14 protein-coding genes, 1 tRNA gene and 2 pseudogenes are annotated in these 21,451 nt (G+C 58.5%); 7 read left to right on the top strand and 10 right to left on the bottom strand.

Annotated features, from left to right (window positions below; all coding sequences use genetic code 11):
• The first annotated feature begins 42 nt into the window (after positions 1 to 42).
• Both EN807_RS17615 and EN807_RS17610 read left to right on the top strand, forming a co-directional pair.
• On the top strand, positions 43 to 399 hold the full coding sequence (locus EN807_RS17615; RefSeq protein ID WP_135936024.1) for a hypothetical protein: 357 nt from the start codon (positions 43 to 45) through the stop codon (positions 397 to 399).
• A 136-nt stretch (positions 400 to 535) separates the two neighbouring features.
• Complete coding sequence (locus tag EN807_RS17610; RefSeq protein WP_135936023.1) at positions 536 to 925, top strand: DUF427 domain-containing protein; 390 nt, start codon at positions 536 to 538, stop codon at positions 923 to 925.
• A gap of 17 nt (positions 926 to 942) precedes the next feature.
• On the opposite strand, the gene EN807_RS35555 is transcribed toward EN807_RS17610, so the two are convergent.
• The 4 genes from EN807_RS35555 to EN807_RS35545 all read right to left on the bottom strand — a co-directional run bounded on the left by EN807_RS35555 (position 943) and on the right by EN807_RS35545 (position 2,639).
• Positions 943 to 1,113: a hypothetical protein gene (locus EN807_RS35555; RefSeq protein WP_189522481.1), complete on the bottom strand. Its 171-nt coding sequence runs from the start codon at positions 1,111 to 1,113 to the stop codon at positions 943 to 945.
• Between the two features lie 138 nt (positions 1,114 to 1,251).
• Positions 1,252 to 1,461 carry a hypothetical protein gene (locus EN807_RS17605; RefSeq protein ID WP_135936022.1) on the bottom strand — a complete coding sequence of 70 codons (210 nt, stop codon included), beginning with the start codon at positions 1,459 to 1,461 and terminating at the stop codon, positions 1,252 to 1,254.
• Between the two features lie 134 nt (positions 1,462 to 1,595).
• On the bottom strand, positions 1,596 to 1,766 hold the full coding sequence (locus EN807_RS35550) for a hypothetical protein (RefSeq protein ID WP_189522480.1): 171 nt from the start codon (positions 1,764 to 1,766) through the stop codon (positions 1,596 to 1,598).
• Between the two features lie 498 nt (positions 1,767 to 2,264).
• Positions 2,265 to 2,639, bottom strand: coding sequence for a hypothetical protein (locus EN807_RS35545; RefSeq protein WP_189522479.1), 375 nt, complete (start codon positions 2,637 to 2,639; stop codon positions 2,265 to 2,267).
• 2,037 nt (positions 2,640 to 4,676) lie between these two features.
• Here EN807_RS35545 and EN807_RS17595 point away from each other — a divergent pair.
• Positions 4,677 to 6,692 (top strand): hypothetical protein, encoded by a 2,016-nt coding sequence (locus EN807_RS17595; RefSeq protein ID WP_135936020.1) that lies wholly within the window; start codon positions 4,677 to 4,679, stop codon positions 6,690 to 6,692.
• A gap of 183 nt (positions 6,693 to 6,875) precedes the next feature.
• Positions 6,876 to 7,336, top strand: a pseudogene (locus tag EN807_RS36620) (helix-turn-helix domain-containing protein); the annotation flags it as partial.
• Between the two features lie 322 nt (positions 7,337 to 7,658).
• Here EN807_RS36620 and EN807_RS17585 read toward each other — a convergent pair.
• Complete coding sequence (locus EN807_RS17585) at positions 7,659 to 9,926, bottom strand: AGE family epimerase/isomerase (RefSeq protein WP_135936018.1); 2,268 nt, start codon at positions 9,924 to 9,926, stop codon at positions 7,659 to 7,661.
• A gap of 833 nt (positions 9,927 to 10,759) precedes the next feature.
• On the opposite strand from EN807_RS17585, the gene EN807_RS17580 reads away from it, so the two are divergent.
• Complete coding sequence (locus tag EN807_RS17580; protein ID WP_189522478.1) at positions 10,760 to 12,676, top strand: calcium-binding protein; 1,917 nt, start codon at positions 10,760 to 10,762, stop codon at positions 12,674 to 12,676.
• A gap of 275 nt (positions 12,677 to 12,951) precedes the next feature.
• Here the strand turns inward: EN807_RS17580 and ppdK are convergent, their stop codons facing one another.
• The gene (ppdK, locus tag EN807_RS17575; RefSeq protein ID WP_135936017.1) at positions 12,952 to 15,639 is read right to left on the bottom strand and encodes a pyruvate, phosphate dikinase; all 2,688 of its coding nucleotides are present in this window, start codon (positions 15,637 to 15,639) and stop codon (positions 12,952 to 12,954) included.
• 207 nt (positions 15,640 to 15,846) lie between these two features.
• Between ppdK and EN807_RS17570 the strand changes: the two are divergent.
• Positions 15,847 to 16,176, top strand: a pseudogene (locus EN807_RS17570) (VOC family protein); the annotation flags it as partial.
• A 149-nt stretch (positions 16,177 to 16,325) separates the two neighbouring features.
• Positions 16,326 to 16,400 (top strand) — tRNA-Gln (locus tag EN807_RS17565).
• 266 nt (positions 16,401 to 16,666) lie between these two features.
• Here EN807_RS17565 and EN807_RS17560 read toward each other — a convergent pair.
• The 4 genes from EN807_RS17560 to EN807_RS17545 form a co-directional block, all read right to left on the bottom strand.
• Positions 16,667 to 17,935, bottom strand: coding sequence for a cation:proton antiporter (locus tag EN807_RS17560; RefSeq protein ID WP_135936476.1), 1,269 nt, complete (start codon positions 17,933 to 17,935; stop codon positions 16,667 to 16,669).
• Positions 17,936 to 18,208: 273 nt separating this feature from the next.
• The gene (locus tag EN807_RS17555; protein ID WP_135936475.1) at positions 18,209 to 19,981 is read right to left on the bottom strand and encodes an SLC13 family permease; all 1,773 of its coding nucleotides are present in this window, start codon (positions 19,979 to 19,981) and stop codon (positions 18,209 to 18,211) included.
• A 175-nt stretch (positions 19,982 to 20,156) separates the two neighbouring features.
• The gene (locus EN807_RS17550) at positions 20,157 to 20,393 is read right to left on the bottom strand and encodes a hypothetical protein (RefSeq protein WP_127316705.1); all 237 of its coding nucleotides are present in this window, start codon (positions 20,391 to 20,393) and stop codon (positions 20,157 to 20,159) included.
• A gap of 109 nt (positions 20,394 to 20,502) precedes the next feature.
• On the bottom strand, positions 20,503 to 21,435 hold the full coding sequence (locus EN807_RS17545) for a complex I NDUFA9 subunit family protein (RefSeq protein ID WP_246684182.1): 933 nt from the start codon (positions 21,433 to 21,435) through the stop codon (positions 20,503 to 20,505).
• Positions 21,436 to 21,451: the final 16 nt, after the last annotated feature.

Raw genomic sequence — 21,451 nt, 5'->3', positions numbered from 1 at the left:
ATTAATGGGCAGGGGTGCGATTGGCGAATGAAAGAGGTTCGCATGGACGCGCAGCTCGACGACAAGACTCTCGAAAATACGCTCGCCGAAAGCCTGGCCGATCTGGTGCCGGACGCCAAAACCGTTTCTGAAGACGAATTCGTCGAAGTTGTCGGCGGCGCCCTAGAGGCGGTCGGGGGCACGCTGCTGTTCAAGATGTGCGTTCAAAACGAAGGCGAAGCCCAGCACGTTGCCGCGGCATGCGTCGGCGATGGCGGCAACCGCCAGTTCCTGCTCCTTACCTTACCGACCGGCGGCGGTACGCTCAAAGTCGAAACCGCCTCGAGAAGCACCAATCCGGTCGCCGGGATCGCCGCCGCCTATGCTGGGCTTGTGGATGCGTTTCAGGCAGCCGCCTGATCGGTCAACCTCAAGGTCGATTTGACGAGAGATCTGGCAACGCCGAAGGCGATGGGTTTCGAGCACCGCGTTCGACGGCGGCCTTGCGCGGCGCGTGCGCCCGACACACCTTAGGTCGTGCAAGGAGAAACCGGTCATGGACCAAATCGCTAACCCGTCACCCGGCTTTCAACGCAATCCGGATAAGGTGCTTACTGTGGAGCCTTACATCGGAACTGTCACCGTACGCGCCGGCGACGCGGTCATTGCCTCGTCCACGAAAGCCAAGGTGTTGACCGAATCCCCCTACCCCCGGATGCTCTATATTCCATTCGAGGACATCGATTTCGATCAGCTTCGCAAGACGGAACTGTCGACCCACTGCCCTTACAAGGGGGATGCGAGCTATTGGAGTGTGCTGCCTGCCGCGAACGCCGGCAAGGATGCGATGTGGGCGTATGAACAGCCTTTCGACGAGATGCTCGAAATCCGCGATCACGGGGCGTTCTATCCCAACAAGGTGACGATCGAAGCTATACCGGGATGAACAGGGTGGCTCAACAGCTAATGATGGCTGTCTTGCGGCTTGTCGTGAGGCTGGCTGTTCGACCACCAGACAAAATACAGCGAACCTACCTTCATGACCGGCACGCGGCGCTCGCGTTCGCGCACCCGCAATTCGCGATAGACTTTCATCTTGAGGGTGCCGCCCGGCAATTTGATACGCACTGCCATCGGTTCAAACTCCCGCCGTGCAACGCAACGATGATGTGCAATGCAGCAAGTAGAGAACTTCCCCAAGGGAAGAGTCAACAGCCGATGGGCACGTTTTGGCTGTTTCCGGAAGGATTGAGCGCAGGCGCCTGATGACGTTCAGGGCGTCAACCGCGTCGCCTGGGGCTGGTCAGGATCGTCCGGTGCACCCGGCCGGTCGTTCAAGGGACGCTGGCGGTTCGACCACCAGGTGAAATACAGCGAACCGATCTTTACGACGGGTATGCGGCGGGCGCGCTCGCGCTCGCGCAACTCCCGATACATCTTCACCTTCAAGGTGCCGCCCGGCAACTTGATACGAATCGCCATCAGCCCAAACCCTATTGTGCAGCGCAGCAATAGAGAGCTTCCGCGGCGGAAGAGTCAACGGCCGGTCATTGACTATTTCTGGGGCTATCTTCTGGGACTGTTTCCAGAAGGGTCGGGTCGCAGGCTCTGGTTCATCATGTTGGCGGGGGCCTGGACGGACGATCCGACATGCTGCTCGGCCACCAGACGATGAAGTAATTTCCGACCTGCCAGACCGGAACTTCGCGCTTCTGTTCGCGGCGGCGCAGCTCGTCCTTCGTCTTGATCTTCAACGTCCCGCCCGGAAGTCTGATCCTTATTGTCACGTGCCCTCCCGCACCCTGTTTCCCACACGGTACGAACGGTTCATGGGAGCAGTTTCATCCCGGCTAAGCAATTTCGGATCAGGTAGCAAGACGGATCGAGCTGTTTTCATATGGTCAACACCGTCACTTGAAGAAATCCGCCATGCCCTGGATGGCCAGGAACGCATAGAGGATCGGCCCGGCGACCAGCCCGCAATAGAGGCACAGGATCGCTGCCAGCGCCACAAGCTGGCCCCTTGTTTTCCGGGCTTCTCGCGGCCCTTCCCGGCAATTATCACCTTAAGGATTAGGCGGCTGATGCCATCTGTTCGCGGATCGCAAGTTTCTTGATCGGCGATGGTGACGATGTACAGCACGTTCAGTTGATTTTTCGAGGCATTGGGTGCAATCGTGGTGACAGGTACCGTCCTGCTCTCGACATCATGGTAGGCTCGGCGCGGACCACCAACCCCTTTGTCTACCAAAATTTCAGCTTTAAGAGACCATATGAGATTGCAATCAGTCACCGAACGGATAGCTTTTTTCGTCACGTTGCTTGCCGTTCTTGTGCTTGCGCTTTTGCCCGCGCCGCGTCTTAAGGAATTCGGACTCGATGTAGGCTTCCACAACGATAGGCTGAATCACGCCACCGCTTTCGCCGTGCTGACATTTTTTGGGAGTCTCAGTTGGCCGGAACGCAAAGCGACGTTGGTACTCTTCCTCGCTTTGGTTGGGGCTGTGATCGAGGTTCTTCAAGGCACGGCTTTGATAGGGCGCGATTTTGATGGGCTTGACTGGGCTGTCGATTGCGCCGGCATTGCGTGTGCCATGATAGTGGTCAGTTGTGTTAGTTCGCTTGTTGGACGAGCCACTTGACGGCTGTCCAAAAATCATTCCCTCACGAGAGCGTCGTAAACCGACGTTGGTTGGGCTGGCGCATTGATAGCCGAAGATCGTGCGAATCGCCGGCCGCCAGCGAGACTGTTTAGTCTCCGTTATCTTGCGTTATTGTAACAGGTCAGAACAAATATGTCGTGGCGTGTGTCTTCAATTTTAGCTATGATTTTGGCTCTATTTACGTGGGGAATCCTCGCCTTACTGCAAGCGAACGAGCCAAAAACGCGGCGACAGGTCCGGATTGACACATCTATACCTTTTAGCGGCGCGCTCATGATAAAAGATATTAGAGATATAACTGTCGCATCCAAACACGTGATCTTGTGCGGAGCGACTTTCACGAAGCCGTCCGGGATGATCAGCCTAGTGTCCGAAGCGGCGAGGCAGCGGTTCCCGCCCCAGACGGTCTCCTGCAAGCCAGTAGGACTTGGCACACCTTGTGATGGCCTTGTCGCGCCAAAGCTGAACAACTTTATAGTAGCCCAATGTTTCACCAAGGACGGGGCTGATCTCGCTGAACAACTAATAAGTCAAGGATTTTTGTGCGGTCAGCCAGAGAAATCCGGCGGACATTATAAGCCCTGCTGATGGGCACATGACTGTCGGCGGGCTCCTTACTTGCTCCCCTGGCGCCTCGATCGCCTCGAAGACCCAGTTTTCGGACTGACCGCAGTCACAGTGCCTTCGCCGGGTGTTGCCCGTCTGAGCATTCCCGATGGCGACCCGGAGTCTCAGTAGGCTGGTTGAACAAAATCTCAGTCACATACTGTCTTGACCGATTCTGACCTCCTGGCGAGCGGCAGACAAGTCAAGTTTGACCATCTCCGATGCTGGCACCTCGGCTGCCGATGATACCGAGGTCTGAGCGAGCACCTGTCCACTGTCTGTCCACAACAACTTGGTCGCGACGGGGGTGCGCGGCTCAGCGCGTAGCTTAATATCGGCCAGAATTTACATTTGTCATTAAACGGCATTTCTTTAAGAATTACTAATAATTCGAAAGTATATTCCCATTATTTTTAGTCGATACAATTTCATAATTTTCGACGCTCCTGCAGGATCGTTAGGGACAGCCAAGTCTTCTCCAGCGGATTACAGCTCTCCCAATTTTTCGGTATTTTCGATATATATTATAACCATTCCTGTAAAATCAATCCATCGATTAACATCCAGATAACACATCAACAATTTTCAATCCTTCCTAACTCTAGGCAAGTACTTCTGCTAAAAACCGCTGACGCCACTCTTCCGTAACCAATGGAATCTATCAATGAGTTCACGTATTTGCCTTGGCTAATATGCACCGTCTAGTAGGCAGGCACCGCGGGGGAGATATCAAATCAGACAAGGAATTAGTAACAGAATGGCACCTCTTCATTTCGCAGTAGGTGGGTCCGCCACCGAAGTCGCAAGCGCCGGCTTCAATCTGGCTGACGTTCAAACCGTCGAGCAGGTCAACGAGCTACCGGATGGCATGAAGGCTATGGTCTGGCTCAACGAGGGCGAGGGCGTAACCCAGTCCTTTATCGACAAAGTCCCCCCTTCCTTGGCAATCCGAAGGTATTTGGGTTCTTTCTCGTCGACGAGCCGGCACCTGCCGGCCAATACCATACCCAGGTAGACGCTGAAGATCTGAAAGCCGAATCCGACTGGATCCACGCTCGCATGCCAGACGCCAAGACCTTCATCACAGCGACGGACATGTCAGCCGCTATCAGAGTGGCCAGGATCTCGCACCGCTCTCCTCTGCCATGTCGCAAGGATCATAGCCGTTCAAAATGGAGGAGATGGAAGGCAAACGAAATAGAGATTGGGTTTGAGAAATTGGCGTCGCGCGGCGAACTCTCATCGAGCGAACCTGTTCTAAGGCCCTGGCCTAAACAGGCCCCCTTTTGTTTTCGATCGTTCCCCAATATCCGTCATTAATCGGCCCGAAACCGGAGTACCACTCCCCTTTATGAAGCGGCTCGGATAAATTCGTCGCATCACCCTGAACGGCGGCGATCGAGCGCAACACTACGACTGGTGATTTGAATGAAACGTCGTTCCTTTCTTCGCCTGCTTGGGGGTACCGCTATCTTGCCCAGTGCTCCGCAAGCCAACGAAGGAACGATTGCGAATCCCTCCGTGAATTCGGTAAAGCCAACGAGCGCCCAGGGCGTACTCCATGATTCGATCGCCGGCGGAGGGGAAATTGCAGAATGGGCCGCCGTGACAGCCGAGATGTTTGGCGCTGTCGGTGACGGCACGACTGATGACGACGCCGCAATGGTTGCGATGTGTGACTGGGGCCGGAAGCATGGCCATCTTCACTGGATTGGAGAGACAGGGAAGATCTATACCACCAAACACGCCCATATGTTCTGCGGTATCGAATACCTGACGCTAGATTTCAACGGCGCCGCGATCATGAACACGCACGGCGGGGCAGCAGATGCCGGGTTCGTGTCCAACAACGAAGGACTACACTTCGGCACCATCTTCATGACCAATGGTCATGAAGATGGTGCCGGGAACTACTATGCCGGCGAGACTATCGCCACGGCGTCTGCGGGGGATATGACCATCGAGGTGACGGGTTCTTTGGATGGAACCGGCCTCACGGCGGGCGCGCGTGTTTTCATTTATGGTTTCAGCGGTGGTGGCTTCTCCGGATTCCCGCCTGATCCGCGCATCTCAGAATACAATGAGATCGAGAGTGTTGACGGCAGCAGCGTCTCGCTGCGGCGCGGACTGAAGTATGATTATGACGCCCGCTGGCCGGATGGATCCGGTACCTTCGTATTTGGCGCCCCTCGCATCATCTCTGCGGATCGCAGCAACTTCAAAGGCTACCGCCGCCTTATAATCCACGACATAAATGTTGTTGCCAATCCGAATTGGACGACGGCTAACGCTAACCTTGAGCGCAATGGCCGCGTGACCATCGGTGGGTTTGATTACTGCGAGATCAGGGGCGGCCAGTTGGACGGCGGCATGTATGTCAGCCAAGGCAAGTACGTCGATGCATGCGAGCTTGATGTCCGCGGCGGGATAGAGTTCGACAAGTGCATAGATGAGGTAGTGTTCCGCAGTTCCAAATGCCTTGAAATAGGGGCTGGTGTGGGCGTACGTTCGCTCATCCTTGAGGATGTGCAAGCTCAGGATTTCTGGAACCTGTCACCGAGCAAGAACCTCGTTGTCCGGCGCGGCCGTCTTATTGGTCTGTCGGCCAGCGCGACTTCCGTTCTCGGCCCCACCAGCTCACTAACGGAGAACATCTCCTTTGAAGGCACGGAATTCGTCGTCACTAGTTCCACGAAGACATGCCTTTTCTCCGGCGATTATCGGGAAATGTCGATCACGAAGGAAAGCGATACGCTGCTGTCAATCTCGCGCAGGCATTTCGACTCGTCGCAGATCGCGCGGTTCATGTCGCCCGATGCGATGCTCTACACCTCTGCAGGCGTCCCGGCCTTCCGGCTGAACAAGATGCCTTACGAAGTGGATGATGTCGTCTACTTCGAAGGGGATTCGCTCGTTTCCTTGAGCACTGATAACGAGATCAGGGCATTCTGCCACCGCAATATCAGGACGCGCGACCTTGCCTTTGTCGGTCCCTACGGCAAACAAATACGGACGCTCGGGAGAGCCATTGCCACACCGGTCGATATTGACTCCTTCGACATCGGGCCGGCTTTTTTCTCCTTCGACCAGCGGATTATACCGCCTACCGGGGGATCTATCACCAACCCGATCGGCAAGCGCATGTTCATCAACCGCATCAGCATTGATGTGCTGCGGGCCTATTCCGGAGATAGCGGGACGGCAACCCTCCAGCTCCGCAACATTGGCGGCGCGACGTTATTCACCGTGGACCTGAAAACGGCGGGGCGAAGGGTGATCGACGTTTCAGGAGCGTACAATCTGGCATCAGGGGATAGCGGCGCGATTGACCATGACCCGATCTGGATAGTTGACATCCGAGTTACCAACGGACTCTCCGTGAGATCCGACCTTGAAGGATCATTGTGGTCGTTCCGGTGCGAGGGTGTTCGAACTCCGCTCTAACAGGCGCTGCGATATCGTTTTGGAAGCTACGACCCTGACGGGCGGCTTTGAGGAGTGACATCCAATGAGATTAGAAGCGAGTCTTCAATAGGTTGTCCATCCGGTCCCGGACGAGCAAGCTGAGTTGTGGAGGGGCTCAAAGATCGGTCCTCGCATCGTCTCTACCGACCGACGCGGCAGGCCATCATCGAGCAGGTTGAGGCCTTACGTCGCCAACGATGGACCGGCAAGGCGATCGCTGCCGTGGTCGGCGTCTCGCCGGCTACCGTCAGCCGTATCCTGCAGCGCCTCGGTCTCAAATCGGATCGCTTCGTTGGAGCCCGGCCGAACCGGTCCGCAGTTAGGAGCGCCAGCGTCCTGGTGAGCTGATCCACATCGATATTAGGAAGCTCGGCCGCTCGAGCGTTTCAAGCGTGGGAGACGGGCTGGGAGTTGGTTCATGTCTGCATCGACGATGTGTAGCGTATCGCATTCAGCCAAATCAAAGCCGACGAGAAAAAGAAGTGCGCGGTCGCCTCCCTCGAGGCGGCGCTCGCTTACTACACAAGCCTCGGCATCACGGTTATACGCATCATGACCGATAACGGCGCCTGCTACTACCGAGAGCCTTCGCCAGTGCCTGCAAGCGGCTGCACCTCAATCACTCAGACCGGCGCGCTCAGCAAGCTACGACCGCACGTACGGACTACCTGGCTAGCAAACGTTGGAAGCGAACCTCAGAATCGAGTTCAACTAAGCACGGGATTCCAATCATATGGAAACAGCTGCTGGGCTCATGGCTTCACTAAAAATCGCTTGAGCCATAGGTCGAAAGAAGCGAAGCCTATTATCGAAGAAAAGCCAGACAACATCAATCTTCGTGCCGGTGACCACCAATCTCGGCGGGCCTTCGTGGCCCGCAAAAGCTCAGCGTCGACTTCCGGGGAAACCGCTCTTCGCCTCTGTCCGTCCGTTGTTCACCGGCAGCTATGTCGAGGCCCAGCGTGTCGAGCCCTCACGGGGCTTGCCGCCAGTGCTGTCGAGATATTGGGTCAGCGCACAGACCAGATGGTAGAAGATGCTTGCCGGCACATCGGTCGCGAGTGAGCGGCCACGCTCGTCGATCCGATCTACCCACAGGCCGAGCGGTGCCGGATTGATGTGCCAGCGGAACAAGCGACCGACACGTGCTTCGATCTCGGGCTTGAGGTCGGGGCCACCTGAACCGTCGAGTGCAATCGCCGCTTTGATTGCTTCGGCCTGCGGCCAACTGCGTGAGATACGGTCGAGCGGCAGGCCTTGCCGCGAGACGGCGCCATAAGCGAGGCCGGTGGCGCGATTGAGGCCATTGGCGATGGCAGAGGCGTAGAGTTTTCTGGCAAAGCCGGTCAGTTCACTCTGGCCGCTGCGCTCGGCGAAGTCGACCAGCAGTGCGGCCCATTCGAAATGGTGGCCGGGTTCCGTCCATAGGCCTTTCTCGCCATCCGCCGGCCTCCACTCGGCATCGAAATACTCGCCCAGCGTCCAGCTTTCCGGATCGAAGAAATGGCTGCGAAACAGATCTACGATGCGCGCGGCGCGACGAAGATAGGCGAGTTCGCCGGTCGCTTGATGCCAGGCCAGAAAAGCCTCGAGCAGATGCATGTGCGGGTTGGAACGCCGCTCGCCCGCGCCTCTCGACGTCTCGAGAAAACCGGTCATGCGGTGATCCTCAAGGTGCGCGTCGAGAAACAAAAACGTTTCTTCACCAAGCCGCAAAGCATCAACATTGCCGACCATATGGGCATGCGCCAGCGACAGGAGCACGCAGGAATGATCGTAGGCGTCCTCGGCGGCGTCGGCGACAGTGCCATCGATATTAAGCGTGCGCACCCAACCGCCATTGTCGGTGCGGCCGTTCCTGTTCATGAATTCGATGCCATGGCTGATCAACCGGTCGGCAGGCCCGTCCCAGCCGCGCGCTTTGGCGACAGCGAAGGCGTAGACTTGCCTGGCCATGGTCCGCATGCGCTTGGGCTTCATCAGCGGTGTGGCGTCAAAGCCAAGCGCCTCGTGGAAACCGCCATGGCGCTCATCGACCCCGACCGTGGACCACAGCGGCACCGTCTCTTCAAACAGCCAGTGGTGGACGCGGCGCCGCCAGGCGCCGCTTTCGATCACGCGGTCGGCAGCGGGCGTGAACCTCGTTTCCAGCCGACCGCTCCTTTCGAGCTGCTCGACGATCTGCTTGACGTTTTGGCTGCGGCTGACCGGAGCGACGAAGGTGGCATCGGCGGTCGAGACGATGGCAACGTCCTTCAAGCCGATGGCCGAGAGCAAGCGACTGTCGCTGCGGATATAAGAGTTCTCGCAGTCGATGGCGACGACATCGCCGACGATCACATTGCCGTCATTGTCGGAGGGCCCGACATCGAGCAACGACTGCCAGGAACCGAGATCGTTCCAGCGGAAGCCGGCCGGCACCATGGCGATGTGGCTGGCGCGCTCCATGATCGCATAGTCGATCGACGTTGAGGGAATGGCGGCGTAGAGCTCCAGAGGCATGTAGAGCCCAGAAAGATCGCTTGTCGCTGCCTGGTAGGCAATTTCGGTGGCCTTCCATATCTCGGGCTCGAAAGCCGTGAAGGCGTCGCGCATGGCGCTTGCGCGAAATAGAAAGATGCCGGTGTTCCAGTAGAAGTTGCCGGCCGTCAGATAGCTCTGCGCAGTCACGAGATCCGGTTTTTCGACGAAGCGCGAGACATCGTAGATGCCATCCTTCTCGCCGGCAACCTCGATATACCCGTACCCCGTCTCCGGCTGGCTTGGCTTGATGCCGAACACCACCAGCCGGCCCGCACGCGCCGCCGCGGTGCCGTTTTCCACGCTCCGCCAGAATTGCTGCTCGGTTGCGATCTCATGATCGGACGGCACTACCAGCATGAGGCTGTCGCCATATTCGGACAAGCAGCGCAGGGTTGCCAAGGCAACGGCGGCCGCCGTGTTGCGTCCGGTCGGCTCGAACAAGGGGCCGCCACCCGAAAGATCGAGGCCGGCGAGGTCGGCATAAACGCGGTCGGCGTGGCGCTCCGAGGCAATCAGGTAGATTGGCGTTTCGCCATCTGGCCGAGCCGTAAGCCGACTCAGCGTCCTGACAAGCATCGAGCCTTCGCCCGAAAAATCATGAAACTGCTTGGGATTGTCCTCGCGCGACAGAGGCCAAAGCCGTGAACCAACACCGCCGCTCATGACAAAACTGACAATCCGTTCGGTCATTTTGGTCTCTCTCTCAAAGGTCTGAAATTTCAACGTCAATGCTTCGTAGACCGCATCGACGCCTTCGAACGCCTGCCAGCGCTAGTCACAGATACAAGCCCTTGGTTGTCCGAAGGCGCCAGCATAAAACCTATGGTGCCTTTTCCGTGACAATCCCCCGGCCGGTACCCGTGACCAATGGGCGATGCTTTTAGTACTTTCAATTCAAACAATGCAAGGAGTGCTGCCGCGCATCTCGGCGTACTTGCTACCGGCCTTGTGTTTTGGCGACATTCTCGTCCGTAGACAATTGCGTGGAGCCACTGCCCGATTAGCCCGGAAGCCTTAGCGGCGCTCCCGTCAAGGTGGCAACGATTCCCCGAACCATGGCGACTACGATGGCGCCGGCCGTCCCCAGTACGATTCTAGGTCATTTCGGCATTGTCCAGCCCCTACGCGTCTTGCGAAGCGTCGCAAGAATGCGCACGGCATTATAGCACGGCGCCGTCGCGTTCCGGACAGCGCCGAACACAGACGTATTCGTGACGCACAGGCGCAGCCAAGCCCGCTGGCGGCACGATGGGGTCTATCGCGTTCGCGCGTAGACACTATCCATGTTTTTCATCGTTTCCTCCCCATCGATCGCGTCCCGTCGATCATCTATGACCGCGTGGCGGCGCTCTCCGAATATCCCGCAGGGCGCAAGGTCTGTGCAGTCAAAACACATGAGAATTGGTGATCCATCCAAGATCAAATGATTCTATCAACAGCGTCTCGCTAATTGATTTGGCGCTAATATGGGCCGTCGCGTAGGCAGGGATCGGGGGCTACCGAATCACACGAGGGATATTCGCATGGCCACGATGCACTACACCTGGGGCGCCTCAGCGGCCCAGGCCAAGGCCTATGGCTTCAACCTGGTTGATCTTCAATACGCGTCGTCGGTCAACGCGTTGCCGGAGGGCTCGAAGGCCCTGATCTGGCTCGGCGAGAGCAATGGTGTAACCCAGTCGTTTATCGACAAGGTAACGCCTCTCCTCAATAATCCGAAGGTTTTTGGATTTTTTCTGGCTGACGAGCCGGATCCCACCGGCAGATATCATACCCAAGTGAGCGCTGCCAACCTGAAGGCGGAATCCGACTGGATCCATTCCCATTTTCCAGGCGCCAAGACCTTCATCACCCTGATGGACATGGGGTCGTTCACAGATTCGAATTATTCCAATACCTACAATCCTGCCAACACGGGCATCGATTACTACGGAATAAATCCCTATCCGGTGCGCACGACTGCGGTGGACTTCAACTACATTGATAGAGCCGTGGCTGCGGCGTTGGAAGCAGGCATCCCGCAGAGCGCGATCGTTCCGGTCTATCAGGCATTTGGCGGCGGCGGCTGGACGACCAATACGGGCGGGTCATATGTCATGCCCACGACATCCCAGATGCAGACCATGATGGACCACTGGGAAAGGCTGGTTCCCAATCCTGCGTTTGACATGGCTTATAAATGGGCCTCGCAGAACGGCGAAACCTCGCTTGGGAACACTCCGGCGATGCAAGACTTTTTCCTGCGACACAACACCAGCACCACGACCCCACCTCCAACCGACGATACGCTCTATGGCACCAGCGGAGCCGATGTACTTCAGGGAGCCGGTGCCCACACGATGATCGGCTACGGCGGCAACGACACCTACTACGTCGACAATGCCGGCGACAGGGTGGTCGAGGCGGCGGGCGGCGGCACCGACAAGGTGCTCGCTGCAGTGAGCTATGCGCTTACGGCCGGCGCGCAAGTCGAACTTCTCGCCACCAGGAATCCCGCCGGCACGACGGCGATCAACCTGACCGGCAATGAGTTCGCCCAGACCATCCAGGGCAATGCCGGCGCCAATGTAATCAACGGCCTCGCTGGCGCCGATACGATGACCGGCTACGGCGGCAACGATACCTACTATGTCGACAATGCCGGCGATAGAGTGGTTGAGGCGGCGGGCGGCGGCAGCGACAGGGCATTCGCCTCGTTGAGCTATGCGCTTTCGGCCGGATCGCAAGTTGAGCTTCTCGGCACCAGGAATGCCGCCGGCACGGGAGCGATCAACCTCACCGGCAATGAGTTCGCCCAAACCATCCAGGGCAATGCCGGCGCCAACGTCATCAACGGCGGCCGCGGCGCCGATACGATGGTCGGCTTTGGCGGCAACGATGATTACTATGTCGACAATGCCGGCGACAAGGCGGTCGAGTCCTCTGGGCAAGGTCAAGACAGGGTGTGGACTTCGGTGAGCTATGCGCTCTCAGCCGGCTCGTCGATTGAAGTCCTTGGCACCACGAAGGACGCCGGCACCACGGCAATCAACCTGACCGGCAACGCGTTGGCCCAAACCATCCAGGGCAATGCCGGCGCCAACGTCATTAACGGCGGCGGCGGTGCCGATAAGTTGAGCGGCTTTGGCGGCAACGACATTTTCGTCTTCAAGACCGCTCTTGGAGCCGGCAACATCGACAGGATCACCGACTTCAACAAGCTCCAGGACAAGATCCACCTCGACGACGCGATTTTTGCCGGGCTTAAGTTGGGAGGGCTCACATCCACCGCTTTCTTTGCGGGTACGGCCGCGCACGACAGTTCCGACCGCATCATCTACAACAATTCAACCGGGGCACTCTCTTTCGACAGCGACGGGATCGGCGGCGCGGTTCAAACACAATTCGCCACTCTCTCTCCAGGTCTGTCGCTTACGGCAGCTGCATTCTTTGTGACCTGAACGAGCTAACGGGACACGACCTCGCATGAGGGCCCGCGCTCGCCAACAGAGACAGGTGCACGAACTGCAGCTTGAAGCCTGTCTCTTTTGGCGAGCGTGGATGCTCGCGTGGACTATTGCGACACCCCGCTGGTGCAGAGAATGCGCTTCGAGAGAACATGCCCCGAGAAGGTGCGCGTTAGCGAGAATCCGGATCGGATTTTCGCTGCATAGGGTTCGGTTCGAGGGTTCCTGCGCAAAGCTCAAGTGCCGCACCATTCTTTGCGCGCGCTGAATTAAACGACGGGCGGCGCTGTAGTCTTTGCAACCTGCACCGCCGCCTGCGCGGCAGCCAGTCTGGCGATCGGCACACGGTAGGGCGAGCACGACACATAGTCGAGGCCGACCTCCTCGCAGAAATGGATCGATGCCGGATCGCCGCCATGTTCGCCGCAAATGCCGAGCTTGATCTCCGGCCGCGTCGCCCTGCCCTTTTCGGCCGCCATCCGCACCAGTTCGCCGACGCCCTCAATATCGAGCGACACGAACGGATCCTGCTCGATGATGCCCTTCTGACGATAAGTCTCCAGGAACGAGGCCGCGTCGTCACGTGAGATGCCGAAGGTGGTCTGGGTCAGATCGTTAGTGCCGAAAGAGAAGAATTCGGCCGCCTCGGCAATGACATGGGCGCGGAGCGCGGCGCGCGGCAGTTCGATCATCGTGCCGGTAAGATAGGTGATCTTGACGCCGGTCTCCTCCATCACGCTCTTGGCGACGGCGTCGATCCGCGCCTTGACGTAGTCGAGCTCCTTCACCAGACCGACCAGCGGCACCATGATTTCCGGAACCACCAGCGCGCCGGCCTTCCTGCCGGCCTCGACGGCGGCCTCGAAAATGGCGCGCGCCTGCATCTCTGCGATTTCGGGATAGGAAACCGCAAGCCGGCAGCCGCGATGGCCAAGCATTGGATTGAATTCGTGCAGGGCCTCAGTGCGCTGCCTGAGCTTGTCGGGCGACACGTTCATGGCGGCAGCGACTTCGGCCACCTCTTCCTCGGTCTTGGGCAGGAATTCGTGTAGCGGCGGATCAAGCAAGCGGATCGTCACCGGCAGGCCGGCCATGATCTCGAACAATTCGAGGAAATCCGAGCGCTGCATGGGCAAGAGTTTTGCGAGCGCCGTTCGCCGGCCCTTTTCCGTGTCGGCCAGGATCATCTCGCGCATGGCGACGATACGGTCGCCCTCGAAGAACATGTGCTCGGTGCGGCAAAGTCCGATGCCTTCGGCGCCGAAGGAACGCGCCATGCGCGCGTCGAGCGGCGTCTCGGCGTTGGTGCGCACCTTCATGCGACGCACGGCATCGGCCCATTCCATGATGGCGGCGAAATCGCCCGAGAGTTCCGGCTGCAGCATCGGTACGGCGCCCTTCAGCACCTGGCCGTTACCGCCATCGATGGTAATGATGTCGCCCTTGCGGAACGTCGACCCCATCGCCATCAGCGTGCCGGCTCTGTAGTCGACGCGCAGCGAGCCAGCGCCCGACACACAAGGCTTGCCCATGCCGCGCGCCACCACAGCGGCGTGGCTGGTCATGCCGCCACGCGTGGTCAGGATGCCTTCCGCCGCATGCATACCGTGGATGTCCTCGGGACTGGTCTCGATGCGCACGAGGATCGCCTTGCGGCCTTGCGTCTTAAGCTCCTCGGCGTCGTTGGAGGAAAAGACGATCTCGCCGGTGGCTGCACCCGGAGATGCGGGCAGACCGATGCCGATCACATCGCGCGCCGCCTTCGGATCGATGGTCGGATGCAGCAACTGGTCGAGCGAGGCCGGATCGATGCGGGCGACGGCCTCCTCCTTTGAGATGAGCTTGTCGCGCGCCATGTCGACGGCGATTTTGAGCGCCGCCTTGGCGGTACGCTTGCCGGACCTCGTCTGCAGCATCCACAATTTGCCGCGCTCAATGGTGAATTCGAGATCCTGCATATCGCGGTAGTGCTTTTCCAGACGGTCGGAGATGGTGACGAAAGATTGGAACGCATCTGGCATCAGCTTCTGCAGCGACGGCTTGTCGGAGCCGGCGGCAATGCGCGCCGCCTCGGTGATGTTTTGCGGCGTGCGGATGCCGGCGACGACATCTTCGCCCTGCGCATTCACCAGGAACTCGCCATAGAGCATCTTTTCGCCGGTGGACGGATTGCGGGTGAAGGCGACGCCGGTGGCCGAGGTCTCGCCCATATTGCCGAAGACCATGGCCTGGACGTTGACCGCAGTGCCCCAGCTTTCGGGAATGTCGTGCAGGCGCCGATAGGTGATGGCGCGGTTGTTCATCCAGCTCGAAAACACAGCGCCGATCGCCCCCCAGAGCTGCTCGTGCGGATCTTGCGGAAACGGCTTGCCGAGTTCCTCCTCGACCTTGGCCTTGTAGAGCGCGATCACGCCCTGCCATTCGATGGCCGTCAGTTCGGTATCGAGTTCGTGGCCGAGCCCGCCCTTCTGGTCTTCGAGGATTTCTTCGAACACCTCATGGTCGAGGCCCATGACGACATCGGAATACATCTGAATGAAACGCCGGTAGCTGTCATAGGCAAAGCGCGCATCGCCTGAATTGGCGGCCAGCGTTTCGACCGTCTCATCGTTCAAGCCAAGATTGAGGACGGTGTCCATCATGCCGGGCATCGAAGCGCGGCCACCGGAACGCACCGACACCAAAAGCAGGTTCGAGGGATCGCCGAAACGGCGCCCGGTCAGCCGGCCGATATGGTCAAGCGCAACCGCGACGTCCGCCTCCAGCGGGGCCGGGTACGTGCGGCCGTTGGCGTAGTAGGCGTTGCAGACCTCGGTGGTGATGGTGAACCCCGGCGGCACGGGCAGGCCCAGGCTGCACATTTCGGCCAGATTGGCGCCCTTGCCGCCCAGAAGGTTCCTGTCGCCGGCACGGCCTTCCGCAGCGCCGTCGCCAAAGGTGTAGACCCATTTGGTCATGCTTGCTCTCCGGTTGCAGGAGATTGAAAAGATTGGCGAGCCGAAGTTTCGCCGTGTCCCATCCGAGCGATATGATGCTGCAGTGCGAAAGGCAAGCGTCGGCAAAGCCAGCCGGCTTCTACAATCGATTAAGAAAAAGCGATGGCGAAAAGACTTGCCGCTCGGCGCCCACTTGAGTAGAACATAACAGGAACAAGGGGTAACACCGTGAAACTGACCGGACAACTCGATTTTCTGGAAATGCCGGCAATTGGTGGAACGCTGGATAGGCTCAAGGCTTTCTACATCGCCGCCTTTTCCTGGTCGTTCACGACCTACTCTCGGCCTTTTCGGAAGGCCTTGATGGGCTTCCAGGCTGATGCCGGCGAAGCGCCCGCCAAGCCGCTTCCAGTGCTTTATTCCGAGGACCTGGAAGAAACCCTGGGCGCCGTCGAGAATGCCGGCGGCACGATCGTCAAGCCGATCTTCTCATTCCCCGGCGGCAGGCGGTTCCATTTCGTCGATCCGGCCGGCAATGAGATGGCCGTTTGGGGTGAATACGCCATCGCCCGACAGCAGACGATGATATGCGAACGCCAATCTGCGGGAACCGGTGGATCAGTCCCGCGCTCTTGCTATTCTCGGCATTGAGCTTTCCGTCGGCTCGTCCTATAAGGCCGCGCGCACAGCGGGCATGTTCCCGCTGTTGGGGCGTAGCCAAGTGGTAAGGCATCGGTTTTTGGTACCGACAATCCCAGGTTCGAATCCTGGCGCCCCAGCCAGTCATCTGATAATGAAACCAACAGCTTAGTTCACCTTTAAGACAACCGTGTAGTGCAGTTGTCGAGATAAACAATAATCCCGTTATTTCGACAGCTTCTGTAGCTGCCAACAATATAAATCTCATTGCGCCGTTCCCAGCGGTGATTCCAGCGCTCTCTCCGCCAGCGCATCGGCAACGGCCATTCAACTCAGGTCGACTATTTTAGATGCTTGGATCGTCACAACTGACTTGGTGCCCCTGATCCATCCGCCGCTCGCGGCTGGCCTACCTGGGCCGAGTTCGGGGCATCCTCAGCCAGGAGCGTGGTCGGCCGCGGTCCAACTGGTGCATGACTGGGGTCACCATAACGCCATGCATAACAATTGAACTCAGAACGGCGAAGCAGACGGTTACCCAAAGAATTGTCGCACCCTCGAATTCAGCCTGCCCGAGTGCAAATGCGAGATAGTAGAACGATCCAAGGCCGCGTATTCCAAAAAAAGCAATCACGGCCTTTTCGCGTGATGACGTCTGAAATCCGATTAGCCCAACCCACGCCGCGAGCGGGCGCACCACGAACAGCACCAGGGCGATCGTGACGATCACCTGCCAACTCAAGGCGCCAAAGATCGATCCTTCTGCGATGGCTGCCCCAAAGCAGACCAGCAGGACCATCATCAGCAATCGCTCAATCTGCTCCGCGAAGTCGTGCAAGCTCTCATGGTACCGGTGCTGCCGCTCGACGGAGCGTAGCGCAACAGCCGCGACGAACACCGCAAGGAAGCCGTAGCCGTGAAGCATTTCGGTCGAGCCGTACGCAAGGCAAGTGATACCGAGCGCAACGAAGCCGTCTTTCGTCTCTGACAAACCCGACCGTTTTGGCAGATGAAACGTAAGGTAGCCCATAACTTTTCCGCCCAGCCATCCGATGCCAACGCCTGCGGCGATCTTCCAGAGAACCTCAACGGCGAGCCAGCGTGAGAAGAAAGGCTCGCCGGACGCACTGGACAGCGCAATTGCGATGGCGAGATAGACGAACGGAAACGCCGCTCCATCATTGAGCCCGGCCTCCGAGGTGAGAGCAAAACGCACGTCATCCTCCTTGCCGGATTGAGGTGGACCAACCTGTATGTCGCTTGCCAGAACAGGATCAGTAGGCGCGAGAGCAGCCCCAAGCAGAAGTGCGGCGGCAAGGCCAAGCCCGAGAATTGACCAGCCGAGAAATGCAATTCCTGCGATCGTCAGAGGCATGGCGATGCCGAGAAGGCGCCATGACGACTCCCAACCCCGCCAACTCACCGGCCGGTCCAGCTTCAGGCCTGCCCCCATAAGGGCGACGATGATAACCAACTCTGTGAGGCGCTCGGTTAGTATCCGGTTCTCGAGTGGGTTCACCCCTACGAGCGGAGAGAATGGCGACCAAACCAAAAGAACCCCGATCCCGATGCAAACCATTGGCAGCGAAAGCGGAAGCTTCCTAAGAAACATGGGTAGCCAGGCCGTGAGGAGCACGATTGCTCCAAAAACCGCCAGGAGGAGGGCATTGGATTGCATGTGGCTTAAGCCGTTGACGGCATGTTCGAAGCGCCAACATGCTTCCAACCCGAGCACAAACAGGCACCCCTCCTTACCCAATATTCACTCGCCATATGCTTCCCCAACGCGTCGTTCGACCGACGCAATCGTAGCACGGACATGGAGCCGCTGTCCGCGCCCTAAGGGCAGATCACTGTCAGCGGCGAGCCTACATGCGGAGGCGCTATCGCGGCTTATCCTTCTCGAAATCGGTAGCTAAAGCTCGAGCAGGATTGATCCGTCCGCCGCACATCAGTTCATTGGCCATATGATCATTAGCATCGGCACAGCAACGATGACGACGAGGAACGATAGCGGCAGTCCCAGACGTGGATAATCGCTGAAGCGGTAGCCGCCCGGCCCCATGACGAGCGTGTTGCACTGGTGGCCGATCGGGGTGAGAAAATCGCAGCCGGCGCCAATGGCGACTGCCATCAGAAATGCTTCCGGCCTGTAGCCGAGATCGCCAGCAAACTCGGCGGCGATAGGCGCCATGACAAGCACGGTGGCGGCATTGTTGAGGAATGGCGTAACGGCCATGGCGGCGACAAGGATTAGCGTCAGTGCGCCGGGCGCCGGAAGAATAGTTCCCAGTTTGGCAAGCTCACCGGCAATTACTCCTGTCGCCCCCGTACTGCGTAGCGAATCGCTCACTGGAATGAGAACGGCGAGCATAAGAAGGATTGGACCATCTAGCGATTGGTAGACCTCCCGGACCGGAATGGCCTTGAAAAGCACCATCCCGACCGCGGCCGCAAAGAAAGCGACGGAGACCGGCAGCAGCCCGAACGCAGTCGCCACCATGGCGAGAGCAAGGATCGTTACCGGCACGACACCCTTACGCACACTACCAAGCAGGATAGCCCTTTCCGCCAGCGGCAGGCAGCCGAGTTCACGCAGTATCTCGGGTATCGCCGCTGCATTGCCCTGCAGCACGATGACATCGCCGAGCCTTAGCTGGATTTCGGCCAGCCTGCGGTCGAGGCGCTCACCGTGACGGCTGACAGCCAGGAGGTTGACATTGAAGCGGTCGTAAAGGGCAAGGCGCTGGGCTGACCAGCCGATCAAAGAGGAGCTTTCACCGATTACGGCTTCGATAGCTACCATCTCGCTGGCCGTGGCATCACCACCGACCCTATTGCCCGTAACGCTGAGTTTGCCTTGGGAAACAAGGCGATCCAGCGCCTCTGGGTCACCCTCGAGCAGCAGAATGTCGTTCACCTTGAGGACAACGTCGGGCAGTGGCGTCATACGCATAGTCCGGTTGCGCAGGATCGACGTCACGATAGCATCGCCGCCGGAAAGCTTAATGAGGTCTGCGACGGTTTTCCCGAGCACCGTGGAAGCGCTGACAATTCGGGCCTCTGTCAGATAATTCTTGATGTTGATGGCTTCATTCAGCGACCCGCCGAGCTTTTCGCGCACCGGTAACAGCCAATAGAAAAGCAGCAGGAAGATCGTTCCGGCGGCGGCCAGGGCGGCTCCAACAGGTGTAAAGTCGAACATTGTGAAGGCGGTGCCGGTAAGTTCCTCCCGCACACGCGACACAACGATATTGGGAGATGTCCCCACCTGCGTCATGAGTCCACCGAGCAGTGACCCGAACGCCATAGGCATCAGGAATATCGAGGGTGAAACGCTTGACCGGCGCGCGAACTGGAAGGCTATCGGGATCATGATAGCCAGCGCACCGATATTCTTTACAAAGGCAGACAGGATCGTGACCACGATCACCAGCAGCGCCAGTTGCGGCCGAACGCCCGATATGTTCGGAACAAAACGCTTGATGGCAACTTCCATGATGCCCGAGCGGGCTATGCCGGCGCTCACCAGCAGCGCACTGCCGACAATGATCACGATGTCGTCGCTGAACCCGCTAAAGGCTTCCTCAAAAGGTACAATGCCAACCGCGAGTGCAAGCAACAGTGCCGCAGCTGCGACCAGATCATATCGATAGCGACCCCATACGAACGCTGCCATCATCACGAAGGTAACGGCGAACGACAGGATTTGCGGCGTAGTCATGTCTTCGGATGCCCCGCCGCTAATGCGGCTGATCAGAACGGCCAACCCGCCCTTTAGTTGCTTTCGCTGATCACGGCTTTGCTAACAGGCTTCTGAATGCTGACTTCCATGCTTGCCAACAAGTCCGTGTCGGCGATGGCCCTGCCTCTTGGGGGCCCATCCTGGTAGCGTTGCATCAAGGTGCGCGATCGGTCAGTGCGCTTGCGCCTTCCTCCGCGGCGCAATGTGCGCAGCAGTAGATGATGTCATCTTGTTCAACGCCGTGTCCGATGATCCGGCATCCGCAATGCGGACAGACCGGAGCAAGTTTTTGAATTGCGCATTCGAAGCTGTCGAACGTATAGGTTTCCGCGGCCACCTTCACTTCGAAAGCCTTGTCGTAGTCATTCCCACATTGATCGCATCTGGCCATAGTTCTTTTCCTCCTTCATTGGCGCAATCTCGACCAACCTGCTGCATCGCGATAGGTTCCCGTCAGGATCGTAGGTTCTTCCTAAGGAGGAGACGAGCGTTGGCCGGCATCACGCGCGCTGTTCGATCAAGCGGATCACCTCCTCGATGCCCCGCGGCTCGATGTCGAGTTCCTTCAGGCCTGGCGCGTCTATTGATGCCACATTGTCGTGACGCATTAGATCGACCTGGTTGCGCGTTATCGGGGCGGCCGGAAGGAATTCCGCGACGCCGGCCAATGCGTTCCACGCCGCAAACGGCAGTGGCATCAGCCTGATATGGGTATCGAGCTGTCGGGCGATCTCCCGAAGCAGTTCCTTATAGGTGTAGATGCGCGGGCCACCGAATTCGAATATCAATGAACCCTTGTGGTTTCGCCCGTCGACCAGCCGGCTCACTGCTTCTGCGACGTCTGCTACATAGACCGGCTGAAGCCGTGTGCCACCATCGCCGAACAGCGGATAGACCGGCAGGAGACGTATCAGCCTCACAATCGTCGTGAGGAAAACGTCGTCAGGTCCTGTCATAACGGCGGGACGAACAATGAAGGCGCCCGGAAATGCGCCAGCCACCGCCACTTCTCCGCGCCCACGTGCCCCAATATATTTCGAATCCGATTGAGGATCGGAGCCGATCCCCGAAATCTGGACGAACCGGTCTACCCCGCCATCGCGCGACGCAGCGGCGAGATCAGCGGCAGCTTTCACATGCACGCGTTCAAACGTCTGCGCGCCCTGCTCGACATAAAGACTCACAGCATTCACGATCGCCTGTGATCCGGCAATGGCCGAGCCGATCGAGGACGCATCCAATATATCCGCCTCGACGGCTTCGGGCATCCTTGTTGTCGAAGAAAAGACCGGGCCCACACGAGCCGGGTGGCGGGATGCGGCGCGGACCGTGAAGCCTCTTTCAAGGAGCCGCTTCACGATCCTGCGCCCGAGAAAGCCTGTTCCGCCGAACACAGTGGCGATCCGTTCCGTGTTGAGATCGTCAGGATCCATCGCCATCCCTTCTTCG

Source organism: Mesorhizobium sp. M5C.F.Ca.ET.164.01.1.1, assembly GCF_004792125.1.
In the GTDB taxonomy this organism is placed as follows: domain Bacteria; phylum Pseudomonadota; class Alphaproteobacteria; order Rhizobiales; family Rhizobiaceae; genus Mesorhizobium; species Mesorhizobium wenxiniae.
The sequence above is the reverse complement of the archived record's forward strand: the minus strand, read 5'-3'. Positions and strand labels throughout refer to the sequence as shown.

What these genes read in the sequence shown, in the direction of transcription:
- EN807_RS17615 (WP_135936024.1), top strand. Translation starts at nt 43, where the DNA reads ATGGACGCGCAGCTCGACGACAAGACTCTCGAAAATACGCTCGCCGAA.
- EN807_RS17610 (WP_135936023.1), top strand. Translation starts at nt 536, where the DNA reads ATGGACCAAATCGCTAACCCGTCACCCGGCTTTCAACGCAATCCGGAT.
- EN807_RS35555 (WP_189522481.1), bottom strand. Translation starts at nt 1,113, where the DNA reads ATGGCAGTGCGTATCAAATTGCCGGGCGGCACCCTCAAGATGAAAGTC.
- EN807_RS17605 (WP_135936022.1), bottom strand. Translation starts at nt 1,461, where the DNA reads ATGGCGATTCGTATCAAGTTGCCGGGCGGCACCTTGAAGGTGAAGATG.
- EN807_RS35545 (WP_189522479.1), bottom strand. Translation starts at nt 2,639, where the DNA reads ATGATTTTTGGACAGCCGTCAAGTGGCTCGTCCAACAAGCGAACTAAC.
- EN807_RS17595 (WP_135936020.1), top strand. Translation starts at nt 4,677, where the DNA reads ATGAAACGTCGTTCCTTTCTTCGCCTGCTTGGGGGTACCGCTATCTTG.
- EN807_RS17585 (WP_135936018.1), bottom strand. Translation starts at nt 9,926, where the DNA reads ATGACCGAACGGATTGTCAGTTTTGTCATGAGCGGCGGTGTTGGTTCA.
- EN807_RS17580 (WP_189522478.1), top strand. Translation starts at nt 10,760, where the DNA reads ATGGCCACGATGCACTACACCTGGGGCGCCTCAGCGGCCCAGGCCAAG.
- ppdK (WP_135936017.1), bottom strand. Translation starts at nt 15,639, where the DNA reads ATGACCAAATGGGTCTACACCTTTGGCGACGGCGCTGCGGAAGGCCGT.
- EN807_RS17560 (WP_135936476.1), bottom strand. Translation starts at nt 17,935, where the DNA reads ATGCAATCCAATGCCCTCCTCCTGGCGGTTTTTGGAGCAATCGTGCTC.
- EN807_RS17555 (WP_135936475.1), bottom strand. Translation starts at nt 19,981, where the DNA reads ATGACTACGCCGCAAATCCTGTCGTTCGCCGTTACCTTCGTGATGATG.
- EN807_RS17550 (WP_127316705.1), bottom strand. Translation starts at nt 20,393, where the DNA reads ATGGCCAGATGCGATCAATGTGGGAATGACTACGACAAGGCTTTCGAA.
- EN807_RS17545 (WP_246684182.1), bottom strand. Translation starts at nt 21,435, where the DNA reads ATGGATCCTGACGATCTCAACACGGAACGGATCGCCACTGTGTTCGGC.